Source organism: Brevibacterium sp. K11IcPPYGO002, assembly GCF_050920635.1.
GTDB lineage: Bacteria > Actinomycetota > Actinomycetes > Actinomycetales > Brevibacteriaceae > Brevibacterium.
Map to the genome: position 1 here is coordinate 653,346 of NZ_CP131929.1, position 15,154 is coordinate 668,499.

Here is a 15,154-nt window from a genome sequence, read left to right on the forward strand (position 1 = left end):
CTCAGTTCCGGATCGAGGATTCGGGATGCTTGGCGGCTCGTTCGGTCCGCCAGTAGGCCTCGATTTCCTCGAGAGACTTGTTCGACGTTTCGGGCACCCGCGCGAGGACAAACCACAGTGCGGCTGCGGACAGCAGGGCGAATATGAAGAACACGATTGATCCGATAGCGTCGAGGGCTACAGGGAAAGCCCAGGAGAAGACCGCATTGAACAGGTACTGGGCGAAGGTGATGATCCCGGTACCGATGGCACGGATCGACAGGGGCAGTACCTCGGGAACGAGCAGCCAGAAGACCGGACCCATGCCGATGCCGAATGCGAATGTGTAGATGAAGACCGCAAAGATGCTGATCCAGCCTGCGTCGGGCAGTAGCCAGAGTCCGACCATCGCGATAGCCTGACCGATCATTGAGATCGCGAGCAGTTTGACTCGCCCAAGCTTGTCGATGATGGGCAGTGCTATGGCGGTCGAGAGGACGAGGGCGATTCCGACGCCGTAGTTCGCATAGGCTCCAGCATTGGCACCCATGCCGGACTCCGCGAAGATGATCGGTGCGTAGTAGACGACGGCGTTGATGCCAGTGAAGACCTGGAAGAAGGTGAGGATGAGGAGGACGATCATCGGTCGGCGCGCAGAATGTAGGACCATGCCGATGCCGCCTTCCTGCTTGGCGAGGCTGGCCTTGATGTCGTTGAATTCCATGCGGGCGATTTCTTCGGTGCCGCGCAGAGATTTCAACACCTTTCGCGCGTCATCGTCACGGCCGCGGGTGATTAGCCACCGTGGACTGGCAGGGGCAAGGACCATGCCGACGAGGAAGATGACAGCAGGAAGGGCTCCAATGCCGAGGATCCATTCCCACCCTCCCGAGGTCTGGAAGGCGTCACCGACGATATAGGCGGCAAGGATTCCAAAGTTGACCGCCAGTTGGTAAAGGCCAGTGAGGAGACCACGGATTCGGGTGGGGGACAGCTCGGACAGATAGATCAGCCCGAACATGTTCGCGATCCCGACGCCCAGGCCGAGGAAGAATCGAGCAGCACCGAGCACTACTGGGTTCGGCGCGATTGCACAGGCGAGCGAGCCGACGAGGAAGATGACAGCGGCAACGATGAGAAGATGTCGACGATCGAATCGCTTCGCCGCGACCGTGGCGCCGATGATCGATGGGAGGGCGCCCCACAACAGCAACGAGGTGATGAGCCCTTGCTCCCCGACGTTGAGACCCATCTGATCGATGAGGAGCGGGAGCGCTCCAGAGATTGCGCCCGAGTCGTAACCGTAGAGCAGCCCCGAAAATCCGGCGAGGACTGCAATGAGGATAACCTTGCCGGGAATCGGTTCTCTCGAATGGTCACGGGCAATGTCAACAGCGGTGTCAGATGATTCAGTCACGTCGTCGTTCCTGTTATGCGGTGAGAGTTGGAATGTAGTGGGGACTGGTGAGGTGAGCGTTTGCTCAGACGGCAGTCTCAGCGGGTGCTTTCGGGGCTACGGTATCGGCCAGCTCCGTCCATTTCGGTCCTTCGGGGAAGGCAAAGGCTTGGAGAGTCTCGGGTTTGATCTCGGCTCCGGTACCTGGCGCCGATGGTGCCCAGTAGCGTCCGGATCGGAGGTCGACGGGCGTAACGAAGTGTTCGTGAAGATGGTCAACGAACTCGATGCATCGATCGTCCATCGAACCCGAGACGGCTACGAAGTCGAACATCGACATGTGCTGGACGAGCTCACACAGGCCGACCCCGCCTGCATGCGGGCAGACCGGAACTCCAGCGTGTGCGGCGAGCAGAAGGTTGGCGATATTCTCATTGACTCCGGCAACGCGGGTCGCATCGATCTGCATCACGCGCAGGGCGTCGGCTTGCAGGAACTGCTTGAACAGAATGCGGTTCTGGCAGTGCTCACCGGTGGCAACCGGCGTCGGTGAGATGCGTTTCTGGATGTACGAGTGGGCGAGGACATCATCGGGAGAGGTCGGTTCTTCGACCCAGCGCAGGTCGAACTCGGCGAGATCGCCGATCCAGTCGACGGCCTCGGCTGCATCCCAGTGCTGGTTCGCGTCGATCGCGATAGGGAAGCCTTCACCGCAGATGTCACGCGCGATGCGCAGGCGTCGGATGTCGTCGTCGCGATCGCCGCCGACCTTGAGCTTGATCTGTTCGAAGCCGTCGTCGAGGGCCTCGTGGCAGAGTCGGGCCAGTTTCTCGTCGGAGTAGCCGAGCCAGCCGGGCGATGTCGTGTAGGCCATATAGCCGCGGTCGCGCAGCTCTTGCACGCGTGCAGTCTTGCCGTGCTCCGCCTTCTGAAGGATCGACAGGGCATCGTCAACGGTCATGAAATCGCTGAGGTAGCGCAGATCGACCAGGCCGAGGATCTCCTGCGGGCTCATCGACCCCAGTAGCTCCCACAGAGGCATGCCTGCGCGCTTGGCCTTGAGGTCCCACATGGCGTTGACGACGGCGCCGATCGCCATGTGACTGACGCCCTTCTCAGGTCCGAGCCAACGGATCTGCGAGTCATGGACGAGCTCCCTCCAGAAACCGCCCATGTCGTCGAGGATCGCTTCGACATTGCGCCCGATGAGAGTTTCGGCGATGACGCGGATCGCTTCGGTCTGGATGTCGTTGCCGCGGCCGATGGTAAAGACGAAGCCGTGTCCGAATTCGGCCGGCTGTGCGTCTGTCGAGACGATGAGATAGGCCGCCGAGTAGTCGGGATCGGGATTCATCGCGTCGGAGCCGTCAAGACTCAGTGACGTGGGGAAGCGCAGGTCGATGACGTCGACTTCGGCGATCTGAGACATAGTTCCCTTCCTCGGGCACAACAGAATCCTATAGATCGGATGTGTGGATCGAGAAATAGAGATATTCTCGAAGAATCTCCATCCGATTTCCTGTTTTGAAGTCTAGACATCCTATGTTTACTTCGTCAAGGCCTCGGGGATGCCGGCACGCGGGACGACATATGCGTGACGACCTTCGCGGGCCCGTGATTCATCCCATGTCAATGGGCCGAAACGGATTCGACCCGCTTCCAGAAGTATCTGCGAAGCGGGCCGAACGAGAAGTGGCGGTGGTCTATCCTTGCCCCCACACGCCCCGGGTGTCGTGGACGATCTTCTGTGTGAGCAGAGCGCGGTCGATGCGGATGAACTCATTGTGGTCGACGAGCAGCAGCACGATATCGGCTTGGTCGATTGCAGTCTTTGTCTCGGACAGGGTCACGTTGTCACGGGACTCCAATTCTGCCGGGAGTTCGTCGATGTTCGGCTCGACGGCGAGAATCGTCGCCTCAGGCAGCTCTTCGGCAAGACGGTTGACGATCTGACGAGCTGGGCTCTCACGCAGGTCATCGATATTCGGCTTAAACGCCAATCCGAGCGTTGCGATCTTCACTTCGTTGATGCGCTTCGCCTGAGGGATGAGCTTGTCCAAGACGAATCCGGGCTTGGAGTCGTTCACTTCACGGGCAGTCTTGATGAGCGATGACTGCTCTGGCGCAGTGGCGACGATGAACCACGGGTCCACGGCAATGCAATGGCCACCGACACCGGGGCCCGGCTGCAGAATGTTGACACGTGGGTGGTGGTTAGCCAGTTCGATGAGTTCCCAGACGTTGATATCGAGACCATCGGCGATCATCGACAGTTCATTGGCGAAGGCGATGTTGACGTCGCGGTAGGCGTTCTCGGTCAGCTTGGACAGCTCGGCCGTGCGCGCATCGGTCATGAGGAATTCGCCCTCACAGAACAGCTGGTAGAGGTCGCGGGCCCGTTCACCGGCATTGCCGTTGAGCGTGCCGACGATGCGGTTGTTCGTCCGCAGCTCGATCATGATCCGACCCGGTAGGACGCGTTCGGGACAGTGAGCGAAGTAGACGGTCTGTGCGCTGCCGGGCTTGAGGGTGAGATCAGGGCGTTCCTTCATGATCGTCTCGGCCAGGAACTCTGTTGCTCCAGGAGGCGAAGTCGATTCGAGGATGATGAGCTCATTGCCGTCGAGCAGGGGAGCGATCTGTTTGCCTGCATTCTCGATGTAGGACAAGTCCGGTTCATGCCGGTCCTTGAATGGTGTCGGCACAGCGACGATGTAGTTGTCCGCGTGCGGGGTCTCGGTTGTGGCTCGCAGATATCCCTGAGAGACGACGCCGGCCACGGTGGTCGCCATGTCGGGTTCGATGAACGGAACCTGACCGGCGTTGATTGTCTCCACCGCGGTGGAGTTGATGTCGACACCGATTACGTCAGCCCCCGAGCTTGCCAGTACCGCAGCGGTCGGCAACCCGATATACCCGAGTCCGATGACGGCTACTGACGGGCGCTGGCCAGCAAGACTGGGGGGCATTACTGAGACTCCAAACATTTTATGACGACATGTGAGATGGTAATGAGTTTTTTCGAATAGAGGAAATGAGTCTGACTGTCGGAACTGCGGACTTCAGGTGCACCAGTGTTAGATTTGCTTGGTCACGCCGCTTTCGAGTAGGAGCCTTTTTGAGCATCGTCAGTAAGATCTCAAACCCCTCAGTTATGGTGATCTACGGAACCCGACCTGAGGCTATCAAGGTCGCCCCCGTGATCAAGGCGCTTGAGAGAGACACGAAGCTCAGGCCGATCGTTGTTGTTACTGCTCAACATCGGGAAATGCTTGATCAGGTGAATGAAGTATTCGACATCGTCCCCGATGTCGATCTCAACCTCATGGCTCACGGCCAGACGCTCAACGCGATTGCCGGCAACGTCATCTCCAAGATCGACACGGTCCTCGAAGAGCACCGGCCCGATGCCGTCCTCGTCCAGGGGGACACGACGACCGTGATGGGCGCTGCGATCGCTGCGTTCAACAGGGAGATCCCAGTCGTTCACCTCGAAGCCGGACTGCGCAGTGGCGACATCAACTCACCGTTCCCCGAAGAGGCCAATCGAAAAATCGTCTCTCAGATCGCCCGTGTCCACCTTGCTCCGACGATGGTCTCGCGATCGAACTTGCTGGCCGACGGTGTTCCCGACGAGAACATCCACGTCATCGGCAACACTGTCATCGATGCTCTTCATTGGGCTGTCGAAAGACCGTCGAAGAATTCGATCCCAGGGCTTGCCGATCTAGAGAAGGACGAGCGCCGAGTCCTGCTGGTCACAACCCACCGCCGTGAGAACCTGGGTGAGAATATGGTCAACATCGGCAGAGCGATGCGTCACCTGGCGCTTAGATATCCGGATCTCCTCATCGTGTGGCCCGCCCACAAGAACCCGCAGGTTCGGGCATCGATTGCTCCGCAGATCGAAGATCTTGACAACGTCGTGTTCATAGAGCCGGTGGAATATGGTGAGTTCTCGCATCTCATTGCGAACTCCGACATCGTGCTCACTGACTCGGGCGGCATTCAGGAAGAAGCGCCGAGCCTGGGGAAGCCAGTACTTGTCCTGCGGGAGAATACGGAACGGCCCGAGGCCGTCGAAGCCGGTACTGTGAAGCTCATTGGCACGGACGTGGAGAGGATCATCGCAGAAGTATCTCGCCTGCTTGACGACAAGAAAGCCTACCGAGAGATGGCAAACGCTGCGAACCCCTACGGTGACGGTTACTCAGCAGGGAGAAGCGTCGTCATTATGAACGACCTGCTCTCCGTCGCTCAGAAACAGTAATGGTCGGCGGCGAACCCGTATGAATGGACGTTGCTATTTGCGAGAAGCAGATCGTCGTCGACTGACCACGTGTGTGCGTGATCCCCGCGGACCTGAACGAAATTGAATCGATCCGCCGAGTAGATGCTGGCGTCTGCCTCGACGAGGCGGCGCTGGAAATCCGTGTCTTCGCCGAGGGTGCGGTGAGCGAAGGGGAACTGTTCGAAAATGTCGCGACTGCCGATCAGCGTCGGTCCCATGACCAAGTCTGTGAATCTGTGCTCGCGTTCAGGGAATCTGCACATGACGATATTGCGCCCGCGCAGGTGAAGGTAGTGGGCTTGTTTTCCTACAAGGTCGGCATTCGAGTACCTCAGTGCAGCCAATTGGTCTGAGAGGTAGTGCTCGCCATAGATGTCATCGTCGTCCATTTTGGCAATCACATCTCCGCTGCTTGCAGCGACTCCGGCGTTCAGGCACTCGCCGAGGCTTCGGTCTTCAGGGACGTGAACGACCACGAAATTGTCGATTCCGGCATCCTTCGCGCGGCCCGCGAAGTCAGCCGGAACTTCGAACCCATGAGTGACGAGCACCAATTGGCGATCATCGTGAAGCTGCTTGGCATGAGTTGCGATGACATTATTGAGATGGTCCGGACGATTAGTCGAAACCACGGTGGAAATGGATTGTGGAAACGGATTTTCGTAGGCGATGTTGAGGCTGTCCATCACAGTCATTGCCCGCTGACTGTAGGTGTGTTCGCGCCAGATTCGTCGCTGAGCTTTGTGGACAGCCCGCTCACGAAGTTCCCGGCTCCGAACGAATGCGCGCAGAACGAGTTCAGCATCGTTTCTGCTCTCGGGCTGGGGCAGCTCGTCTCGCGGGAAGAATTCACTTGTCGCGGCACTGGGAGTAGTTACGACAGGCGTCCCGGCTGCAATGATCTCGAAGATTCTCCGCGCGCACATGCTTGGCGAATCGACGACAGAGTTCACATTGAGGAACACCTTGTAGTACTTGTAGGCAGTGAGCAGATTGCGGTAGGGGAGGGAACCGATGACGTGTTCGGCGAGCTCGCCCGGAAACTGGTATCGCTCATCCTCGCCGAGGAAACGTGAGAAAATCTCGAGACCATACTCCATCCGCCCCGACGCATCGGCAGCTGCCCCCAGGAGCATATCCATCTGCTCCCGCCGTTCGGGGAACTTGTGTGCGAAGTACATTCCTGCGAACGCGACGTCCCGAACTGCGAAGTTCTGAGCCGGACGTGCAGGGGAATGGATGGCTGGTTGTGCTGCAAAAGGCAATGAGGCGACTTTGTCGTGGCCGAGCTCGACCCGATACTGATCCACAAGCCTAGAATCGCTCGTGAACACGACGTCGCAGAGGCGCGCTATTGGGAGGAAGTCTTCATAATGTGGTGGATCTTCCTTGTTCCAGAATACAGTAGGTATTCCGCGTTGGCGACAGTATTCCAACAGGTCCGTGATGTCTGCCTTCGGGCCCGAATCTCCCGTCAATTGATACTTCCACTCACCCGAGTTGCCATTCCATGCAGACTCGAGGAATACGAAATCGAGATCGTCCAACTGGTCTCGCCATGAGTGCCTGCTTAAGGCGACGGTTTGCCATTCATATCCGAAGCTCGCCATTGTAAACTCATCGAGGATGACGCCGACATTGACGTCGGCGAAGACGGCTGGGCGAGTGGTGTTAACTTGAGCCGGGAAGATGTCCTCAAGATTCAAGTGCGCCAAATTCGCCGAAGTGATTGAGCGAGGCGCTGACGGCGCTACCTGAGACATTCGGCGTCGCCGTCGCCATTTCTGTAACTGGGAGGGTCCTCCATTCCGCAGATGCCACATCGCCGTCCTCAGAGTCCGTAAACGTGATGCGGGCAACTTTTGTACCTCTTCCGTGGCGCGCTCTATCGGGAGTTTGAGGTAAACCGCCTTGCGCGTCGACGCGGCAGACCTGCAATGCTCACTACCATGTTACAGCGGCCGGTGGCTCCAAGTCGCCACGGTTGGGGGAGGCCGTGGGCACCTCAGGGGCTAAAATCAAAGACGGTAAATGCAATCCAGTCTCTGTCCCCTCCGTCTGTCGAGGCGCCCACACCTACTGTCAGGACTATGAATGAAGATCACTGTTGTCGGCACTGGCTACGTTGGCCTGTCGAATGCTGTTCTCCTCGCACGACATAACGAAGTCGTCGCAGTCGATATCAACGCAACCAAGGTCGCTGAGATTAACGCTGGTCGATCACCACTCGAAGATGCGGAGATACAGCAGCATCTCGCTGAAGGGCGATTGAATCTGCATGCGACAACGGATCTAGAAAGCAACGCTTCCGGTTCGGACTATGTGATAGTTGCGACACCAACAGATTATGATTCGGAATCCGGTAAGTTCGACACGTCGTCTGTTGAGTCGGTGGTTTCTGCGGTGCGATGCTGTGCGCCGAATTCGGTGATCATCGTCAAGTCGACGGTCCCCGTCGGTTTCACTCAGCAGCTGCGCGAGACACATGGTACGAAAGCAATTATCTTTTCACCTGAGTTCTTGAGGGAGGGAAAGGCGCTCTATGACAATCTCCACCCGTCGAGGATCATCGTCGGCGACACCACTGACATGGCGGCAAAATTTGCGCGGTTGCTCGTGGAGAGTGCTGTCGACGATGTTGCTCCGGTCCTCTTGACAAATCCGACCGAGGCCGAAGCGATCAAGCTCTTCGCGAATACCTATTTGGCTCTGAGAGTCGCCTACTTCAACGAGTTGGACACTTATGCCGCGACACATGGCCTCAATACGCGGCAAATCATCGAAGGTGTCAGCCTGGATCCGCGAATCGGCGGGCACTACAACAATCCGTCTTTCGGGTATGGAGGATACTGCTTGCCCAAAGACACAAAGCAACTCCTGGCCAACTACGTGGATGTCCCGCAAAACATCATCGCCGCCGTTGTGCAGGCTAACAGCACACGCAAGGACTTCGTAGCCGAAGATATTCTGAAACTGAACCCGACGACTGTCGGTATCTATCGGCTGGCGATGAAATCAGGTTCAGACAACTTCCGGTCTTCGTCTGTGCAGGGAGTGATGAAGCGGATCAAGGCCAAAGGTGTCGAAGTGATCGTCTACGAGCCGAACCTTACTGAGGAGGAGTTTTTTCACTCGGAGGTGGTTAGCGACTTAGAAGAATTCAAACGCCGTTCCAGTGTCATCGTCTCCAACAGAGTAACCGACGAACTACGCCCAGTGTTGGACAGAGTCTATACGCGAGATATCTTCGGACGTGACTGAACTCCGCGAATTGACTTGCATCTTCGGGAAATAGTTGCGCAGCTCCCCTACACTAGGAGGTATGGGCGACATTGATGTCCTCCGGTATCCGCGGGGATTCGTTCTGACCGATTCGGCTACGGGAGTCCCGGAGTCGTTTGACAGGTGTGAAGCAATCGGAGGGCTGTGGGTCCACCCATGGACCGAGATCAGGCATGTCGCTGATGCAGATCGCGTCATCGTCATCATCGGGTCGTGTGCAATTGCCGAACCAGATCAGCAGCCTGATCCAGCGAAGTATCTGCTCTCAGAACTGATTGTTGGCGAGGAACGGTTTCTACGGGCTCTGGGAGACCTAGTCGGTCGATATGCCGTCATCTTCGGGCGCTCGGGTCAACTGAAGATTGCCACTGACGCGACAGGTATGAGATCGGTGTACTACTGCGTGTCAGGGGGAGTTGTCGGGTCACATGCCCGACCGGTCGCTGAAGTAATCGGTTCTGGGAATGCTACGGATCCCTTGGCGTTCCATTTCGGATTTCCCGGTTTCCGAACTCCGTTCCCTGAAGTAAGACTCCTACCGCCGAACTGCCTCTTAGATCTTCAGACCGGTCGAATTGAGCGATTCTGGCCGCATTCTGTCCCCCAGATTCGGACCGTGGACGAGGTGGCTTCGACGACGATCGAGCGGGCCGTTGCCGGGATATCTCAGATTGCCGCAGAACGGCCCGTTCGACTTGCGCTGACTTCAGGACTCGATTCTCGGCTCATGCTCGCGCTCCTGTTGCAAAGTGGTGTCGCCTTCGAGGCATACACTTACGGCTCGGATTGGCGAACCGCCTTAGATCGAGCCTTCGCAGTTGATTTGGCTGGTTCAAGGAGCCTACCTCATTCGGTGGTACCTGCGTCACGACCTAGCAGTCGGCTTGCATCGCGACTGTCAGAGGCGAGCTATTTGCGACATCACTTTTCGGTCGTTGAAAACCTTATGACATATTTTCCCGGACAGACCTCCGTAGCGGTGACCGGGAATCTCTTGGAGATCGCGCGTCGGTACTTCACTCCGTTGATTCGTAATGGCGCTGCCCCTCCAGTCACACCCGAGGCGATGGCGGAACTTTATTGGTTAAAGATGGGCCGAAAGGTCCGCGCGAGGGTCGAGAATGCTGGGCGACGTGAGTGGTTCGCAGTCGTCTCGACGATATTTGCTGAGTACATGGACGAAACAGACTTCGTTTCCGCCTCGAGGAAGATCGATCCGTATGATCTTTTCTATTGGGAGCATCGTATGGGCGCATGGCACGGAGCAGCGATGAATGAGCGTGACTTCTATGCCGAAGCGTTCATTCCGCTGAACGTCAGGAACATTTTTGATTCGATGCTGGGTATCAGCGACGAAGGTCGTGAGAACGGTTCAGTTTTCTATCGGATGATCGAAATGATCGATAGCACCCTCCTCGAACATCCGGTTAACCCCGAGCAATGGCCCGTCCGACTAGAATGAGTCAGTTGACTGGTGTTCGAAGCCCGTCGAATCTTCCGGGTCAGACTTTTTACCGTTCCGGCCGAGAGACTTGAGCTCGGTTAACACGTGAGCCAGCTTCTCACCGGTGATTGTTGCGACATCGTGGAGGGGGGCATCGACCTCGGCGTCTATCCAAGTTGCAGCCGGCAATTGCTCCCTAACTTCGTCCATCATGGCGGACCAGCGGTCAAGCACTTCCACGGTGGGTTCCGGAATGCCGAGCCACTCCCAATCTTGGATTGTCAGTCTTTCGGCATCTGCATGCAGGAGAACGAGGTCCACTCCATTCTCGATGGAAATCGCGTTTAATCTCTCAAGACGACTCTTCCACAATGTGCGATGTCGTTTGCTCCCGAACTCATGTTCGGTGAGGTCACTTCCATCGGATCGGCGGAGGAACCCATGGTTCGTGACGATGAATCCGTTTCCTGCATTTACAGTTCCGCGTACTTCCTCGAAGAGATCGAGGACTACAACTTCGACGTCGCTGTCCCCATCGAATTCGGCCTTGGCGGAAGCTCGCCGATCTCGCAAGAGATATTGGCGTTGTTCGCTATTGGCTGTGGCAGCGAGATCGAGTGCGGTCTTCGGTATCGGACTCTTGCGCACGCTGAAGGCTGTAATGATGCTTTGACCGAGAATGCTCCGGGTCACCAGCGCTGGTGCAGTATCGGTCATTTGTGCTGTCACCTCACGACCGAAACGGCTTCCCCATTGCACTGTCCGGATTCTTGAGGAAACTGGCTTCACGGGCGCATCGAGCTCGAATCTTACTGGCCCCCGGAAAGACGACTTGCTGGCTCGGATGAGATCATGCGAGGTCTGCTGAAGGGTCGAAAGGATTTCAGGTAGGTCGAGCGACATATCGAGAAGTCTGCGCAGGAAAGCATTCATCGCCGATTTTGGCGGTCGAGTATGACCAGGTTCCCAAAGGGATTGGTGTAGATAGAAGTTGGGCGTTATCAGGCCGAACAATGTGTCGCGCCGGACTACCTCTCTCGACACTTCTGGAAACTGGTCAGCGAGCAGATATGCGAGGTGTCGGCTGACATGACGATCGTCAGCTTCTTGAAGATAAACTATTGACGACTTTGACCAAGGCATTTGCGGGAGAGTGGTCAAATCAACGGTGATGCCTGGCGTACTTGCAGCGCCTCTGGCTAGGTCATCAGAGTCGAACGCCAAGTTCGCATAGCGGCGGACGGGCGCGGGTTGATACCGCGTGATCGCTGTCTGAGGGTTCCAGACGAATCCGACGGCGTTCGGGATGGTGCCGACGTGACGCAGAACAGCGTAGCCGCCTGCCGAACCTCCCCACAGCACGGTGCGTGGTGCGTTCGATATCTCGGCGAGGTGACAGAGGACAGTCCGGATGGTGGGGGCAGCTGCGAAACCCTTGTATCCCTCGTACCAGGCCAGTCCAATGTCGACGCTGAGGCTGAGGGTCGGATCATGGATGAGTACGTATGATGAGCCGAGATCCCGCGATGTGGGAAGAGCACCGAAAATGGGATCAGTGTTCTTTCTCGGGAACTGTTGTGCTCCGTAGAAGTGCACCGTCATTGGTGCTCCCTGATCGAGGTGGATCCTCAGATCCAGTGTCAAAGCAGTTCCATTGCTGGTCGATAGACGCAGGCGATGGATGCCGTCCGGTAAGGCATCGACTGCAAGGAACTCTTCCAAACCTTGCCAGTAGAACGTCTTGTCCGGAGTTGCGGGCGTCGTGCTTTGCATCGAGTTGCAGTCCGTTCTGTCGTTGCGAGAAGGGAAGTCCGCTCATCTTAACCTGGAGACTCCCTTTGGCTTGCAACGCCAGCTATAGTGGCTGCTGACACAGAGAACCGCATGATGGAATAAACTCTCGACTGTGAGCATGGAATGAAGTGTCTACTGGAGACGGAATGATCTGTTGTAGCGAATGCTCACCAACATGACGTCCGTCCCCGCCGAGAATTGAGAGCAATGACCAGCAACTACGTCGACATTTTGGTCGTGACAGATGCGCGACTAGTAGGGGGCGGCAACAAGTCGCTGGCGCAGGAGATTCTGGCGCATTCTGCCGCAGGTTATACAACAGGATTGCTGTCTTTGTCGGGGCCGGCACGCGGCGGCGCACGCCCCCTGGATGAAAGTATCGTCAGACTCATTGAGAGCGGATTGCTTCGACTGTATCGTCCGGATCAGCAGATCGAGGCAGGCTTGGTGATTGCCCGTGGGCCTTCGATGTTCGGGGTCAGGCAACCATTCAAACCTCGGGTTCGGGCTCAGAAATGGCTACTCGTCGCAAACGCTTTCAACACAGATCCTGCGGTCTCTTCTCTTCTCTATGATCCGCATGAGGTGGCGGCTCAGGCAGAAGAACTATTCGGTCATCAGTGGTCCTGGGTTCCGCTGTCGTCCATCGTTCGCAGGAACATGTTGGCTAGGCATCCCAAGCTCGATCTTTTACCGATTACCTGGTCCAACATCATCAATCTTGATGACTGGCATGTTGAACGACCCCGACAGCTGCCACGGCCAATTCGAATCGGTCGGCATTCGAGGGATGCTCCGGGAAAGTGGCCGATCAGCAAACGTGAGATCTTCGACGCCTATCCCGCCCTGCGGACATTCAAAGTGTCGATCATGGGAGGAGCGAAAACTCCGCGGTCAGTGCTGGGGCGCGTGCCGAAGAACTGGACTGTATACAAATTCGGTGCTCTTTCGCCGCTTGAGTTCCTTCGCAAGATTGACATCTACCCCTATTACCACCATCCAGCGATGCACGAGGCATTCGGTAGAGCTGTGCTCGAGGCAATTGCCACAGGAGCAATCGCCATGCTGCCGCCGTACTTCGAAGCTATTTTCTCGGATGCTGCGATGTATTTGCCCGCCGCTGAGGTTAAAGAGGCTGCGTACCGCCTGGCAGAAGATCCTGAATTTCTCCGCGAACGTCGCGAGACCGCGCACAATGCCCTTGACGAGCGGTTCAGCTACCGGTCGCATGTCAATAGGCTTAATGATCTGATTGGACCACCTCGCAAGAAGAACGTGCCTACGCAGGTTCACGTGCCTAAGCTCAGTGAATCCGTCAGTGGAAAGCCAAAAGTACTTTTCTATACGGACAACGGGCACGGACTCGGTCATGTAACTCGCTTGATGGCTTATGCTAAACGTCTAGGATCGGAGGTTCAGCCGATCTTCCTGACGATGTCTGAGGCGTATCATCTTGTTCACGAGCAAGGGTTTCCCGTCGAGTATTTCCCCTCCGCGAAGAAGATGAAGTTTGCAGCCAAGCAAAAGCCGGCCTGGGAAAAGATTCTCGACACCCGCATGAGACTGATGTTGGATAGAGCTAAGCCCTCTGTCGTCGTCGTCGATCATGTGAACCCACCGGAGGTGATTAGGCAGATTCGTCGTGAGTATCCCGATGTGACTTTTGTATGGTCGAGACGAGGTCTGTGGCGGCAGCAGAGAAAGCCAGCTGGTCTCCGAATGGCTGATGCATTTGACTATGTGCTTGAGCCGATGGATCTTGCCGCTGCAGTTGATATGGGCTTCACCACGAGGCAATGGGAGGGAACCCTTTACGTTCCCCCAATTACGTTGGTTCAACGCGATGAGTTGCTTTCTCGGTCGGCGGCTCGAGAGGAACTTGGCCTTCCAGATGACGGCACTGCCATCCTGTTGAATCTGTCTGCAGACACGACCGAGCAGCTTGTCGATTTGATGACCAGAATTCAAGACTTGCTGCGGACGAGTGCCTCTTCGGGCGAAAAACTAACGATCTTTGCTCCTCGCCATGCGCTACATGCGTCTGCCCTGGAAGGCGTCGGAGACATCGTGATGAAGCCGGTTTATCCGATTGCGGAGTATGCAAATGCATTCGACGCCGCGATTTCGACGTCGGGCTACAACTCGTACCATGAGCTTGTGCATCTTGCCGTACCGACTGTGTTCGTCGCCCGTGCTACCGAGACGTTGGACGATCAGAATCGCCGAGCATCGTTCGCCCCAATAGCGGGTTTTGGCGCCAGTGCGAAGACTGTTGATGGTATTGACTTCGAGAACGCAATAAGTTCGATAATGAATCCGCGGGTCAGGGACCGTATGAGAGCTGCGGCGGTGGAAGCGTTTCCACGGAACGGCGCGAACGACGCGGCCATAATCATTGAGCGACTCGTTCGCGGTGAGATGCCAACTCCGGGGCTGGAAGATTCTTCTGAGAACAGTGAAGATTTCGACTCGTCGAAAGCTGTTCCTTTCTCGCCCACTTCTACATCAGTTCCGAGCTAGGACCACCGTGACTTCAATTTCGACAACCAACTCGGTTAACTCAGTTCCAGCTGCGGCAGCACTCCAGGAGATGCCATCGGGTATCTACCTTCCTCCGAACGCAGTGAAGACATCGTTGAGGATCGCAGTCGAAGCAACGAAACATACCGACGAAGAGGTCAATGAACTTGTCGACCAATTCGCCTTTGTGCAACTCAGATACCCCTATATCAAACCCATATTTCTGATTTCAGCTCTCGAGCCGAGTGGTCTGATCAAAGCTGGATTCATATATGAGACAGTAATTCCAGAGTCCACATGGGAACTACTCGACTCACCGTCGACTTATGAGGATTACAAAGAGCGTCGATTTTACGAGATGATCGAGGTATATCAGGCACACAGGATGGTGAGTTCCGAACCTGGGCATACCATACCGCGATGGGTTTACGAGAGATAGGTTCAAAGT

9 protein-coding genes are annotated in these 15,154 nt (G+C 56.5%); 4 read left to right on the forward strand and 5 right to left on the reverse strand.

From position 1 onward, the window contains the following. Window position 1: 1 nt before the first annotated feature. From QYM46_RS02955 to wecC, 3 genes are all read right to left on the reverse strand, one after another. A complete protein-coding gene (locus QYM46_RS02955; RefSeq protein ID WP_432790792.1) occupies window positions 2–1,396 on the reverse strand; it encodes a sugar porter family MFS transporter in 1,395 nt (464 codons plus the stop codon). Window positions 1,397–1,460: 64 nt separating this feature from the next. Further along, entirely contained in the window at window positions 1,461–2,804 is a 1,344-nt protein-coding gene (locus tag QYM46_RS02960; RefSeq protein WP_432790793.1) for an enolase C-terminal domain-like protein, read from the reverse strand. Between the two features lie 274 nt (window positions 2,805–3,078). Next, window positions 3,079–4,344: a UDP-N-acetyl-D-mannosamine dehydrogenase gene (wecC, locus tag QYM46_RS02965; protein ID WP_432790794.1), complete on the reverse strand. Its 1,266-nt coding sequence runs from the start codon at window positions 4,342–4,344 to the stop codon at window positions 3,079–3,081. Between the two features lie 185 nt (window positions 4,345–4,529). Between wecC and wecB the strand changes: the two genes are divergently transcribed. Next, window positions 4,530–5,645: a non-hydrolyzing UDP-N-acetylglucosamine 2-epimerase gene (wecB, locus tag QYM46_RS02970; protein ID WP_432791708.1), complete on the forward strand. Its 1,116-nt coding sequence runs from the start codon at window positions 4,530–4,532 to the stop codon at window positions 5,643–5,645. On the opposite strand, the gene QYM46_RS02975 is transcribed toward wecB, so the two are convergent. Beyond that, window positions 5,633–7,372: a glycosyltransferase family protein gene (locus QYM46_RS02975; protein WP_432790795.1), complete on the reverse strand. Its 1,740-nt coding sequence runs from the start codon at window positions 7,370–7,372 to the stop codon at window positions 5,633–5,635. The two genes, wecB and QYM46_RS02975, sit on opposite strands and share 13 nt — an antisense overlap. A gap of 388 nt (window positions 7,373–7,760) precedes the next feature. Here QYM46_RS02975 and QYM46_RS02980 point away from each other — a divergent pair, with 388 nt between their 5' ends. Together QYM46_RS02980 and QYM46_RS02985 are read left to right on the forward strand one after the other, a co-directional pair. Further along, window positions 7,761–8,927 carry a nucleotide sugar dehydrogenase gene (locus tag QYM46_RS02980; protein ID WP_432790796.1) on the forward strand — a complete coding sequence of 389 codons (1,167 nt, stop codon included), beginning with the start codon at window positions 7,761–7,763 and terminating at the stop codon, window positions 8,925–8,927. A 637-nt stretch (window positions 8,928–9,564) separates the two neighbouring features. Beyond that, on the forward strand, window positions 9,565–10,410 hold the full coding sequence (locus tag QYM46_RS02985; protein WP_432790797.1) for a hypothetical protein: 846 nt from the start codon (window positions 9,565–9,567) through the stop codon (window positions 10,408–10,410). Here the strand turns inward: QYM46_RS02985 and QYM46_RS02990 are convergent. After that, a complete protein-coding gene (locus QYM46_RS02990) occupies window positions 10,402–12,165 on the reverse strand; it encodes a DUF6270 domain-containing protein (protein WP_432790798.1) in 1,764 nt (587 codons plus the stop codon). The genes QYM46_RS02985 and QYM46_RS02990 overlap by 9 nt on opposite strands. A 228-nt stretch (window positions 12,166–12,393) precedes the next feature. On the opposite strand from QYM46_RS02990, the gene QYM46_RS02995 reads away from it, so the two are divergent. Beyond that, window positions 12,394–14,706 carry a hypothetical protein gene (locus QYM46_RS02995; RefSeq protein ID WP_432790799.1) on the forward strand — a complete coding sequence of 771 codons (2,313 nt, stop codon included), beginning with the start codon at window positions 12,394–12,396 and terminating at the stop codon, window positions 14,704–14,706. The last annotated feature ends 448 nt before the right edge of the window (window positions 14,707–15,154 follow it).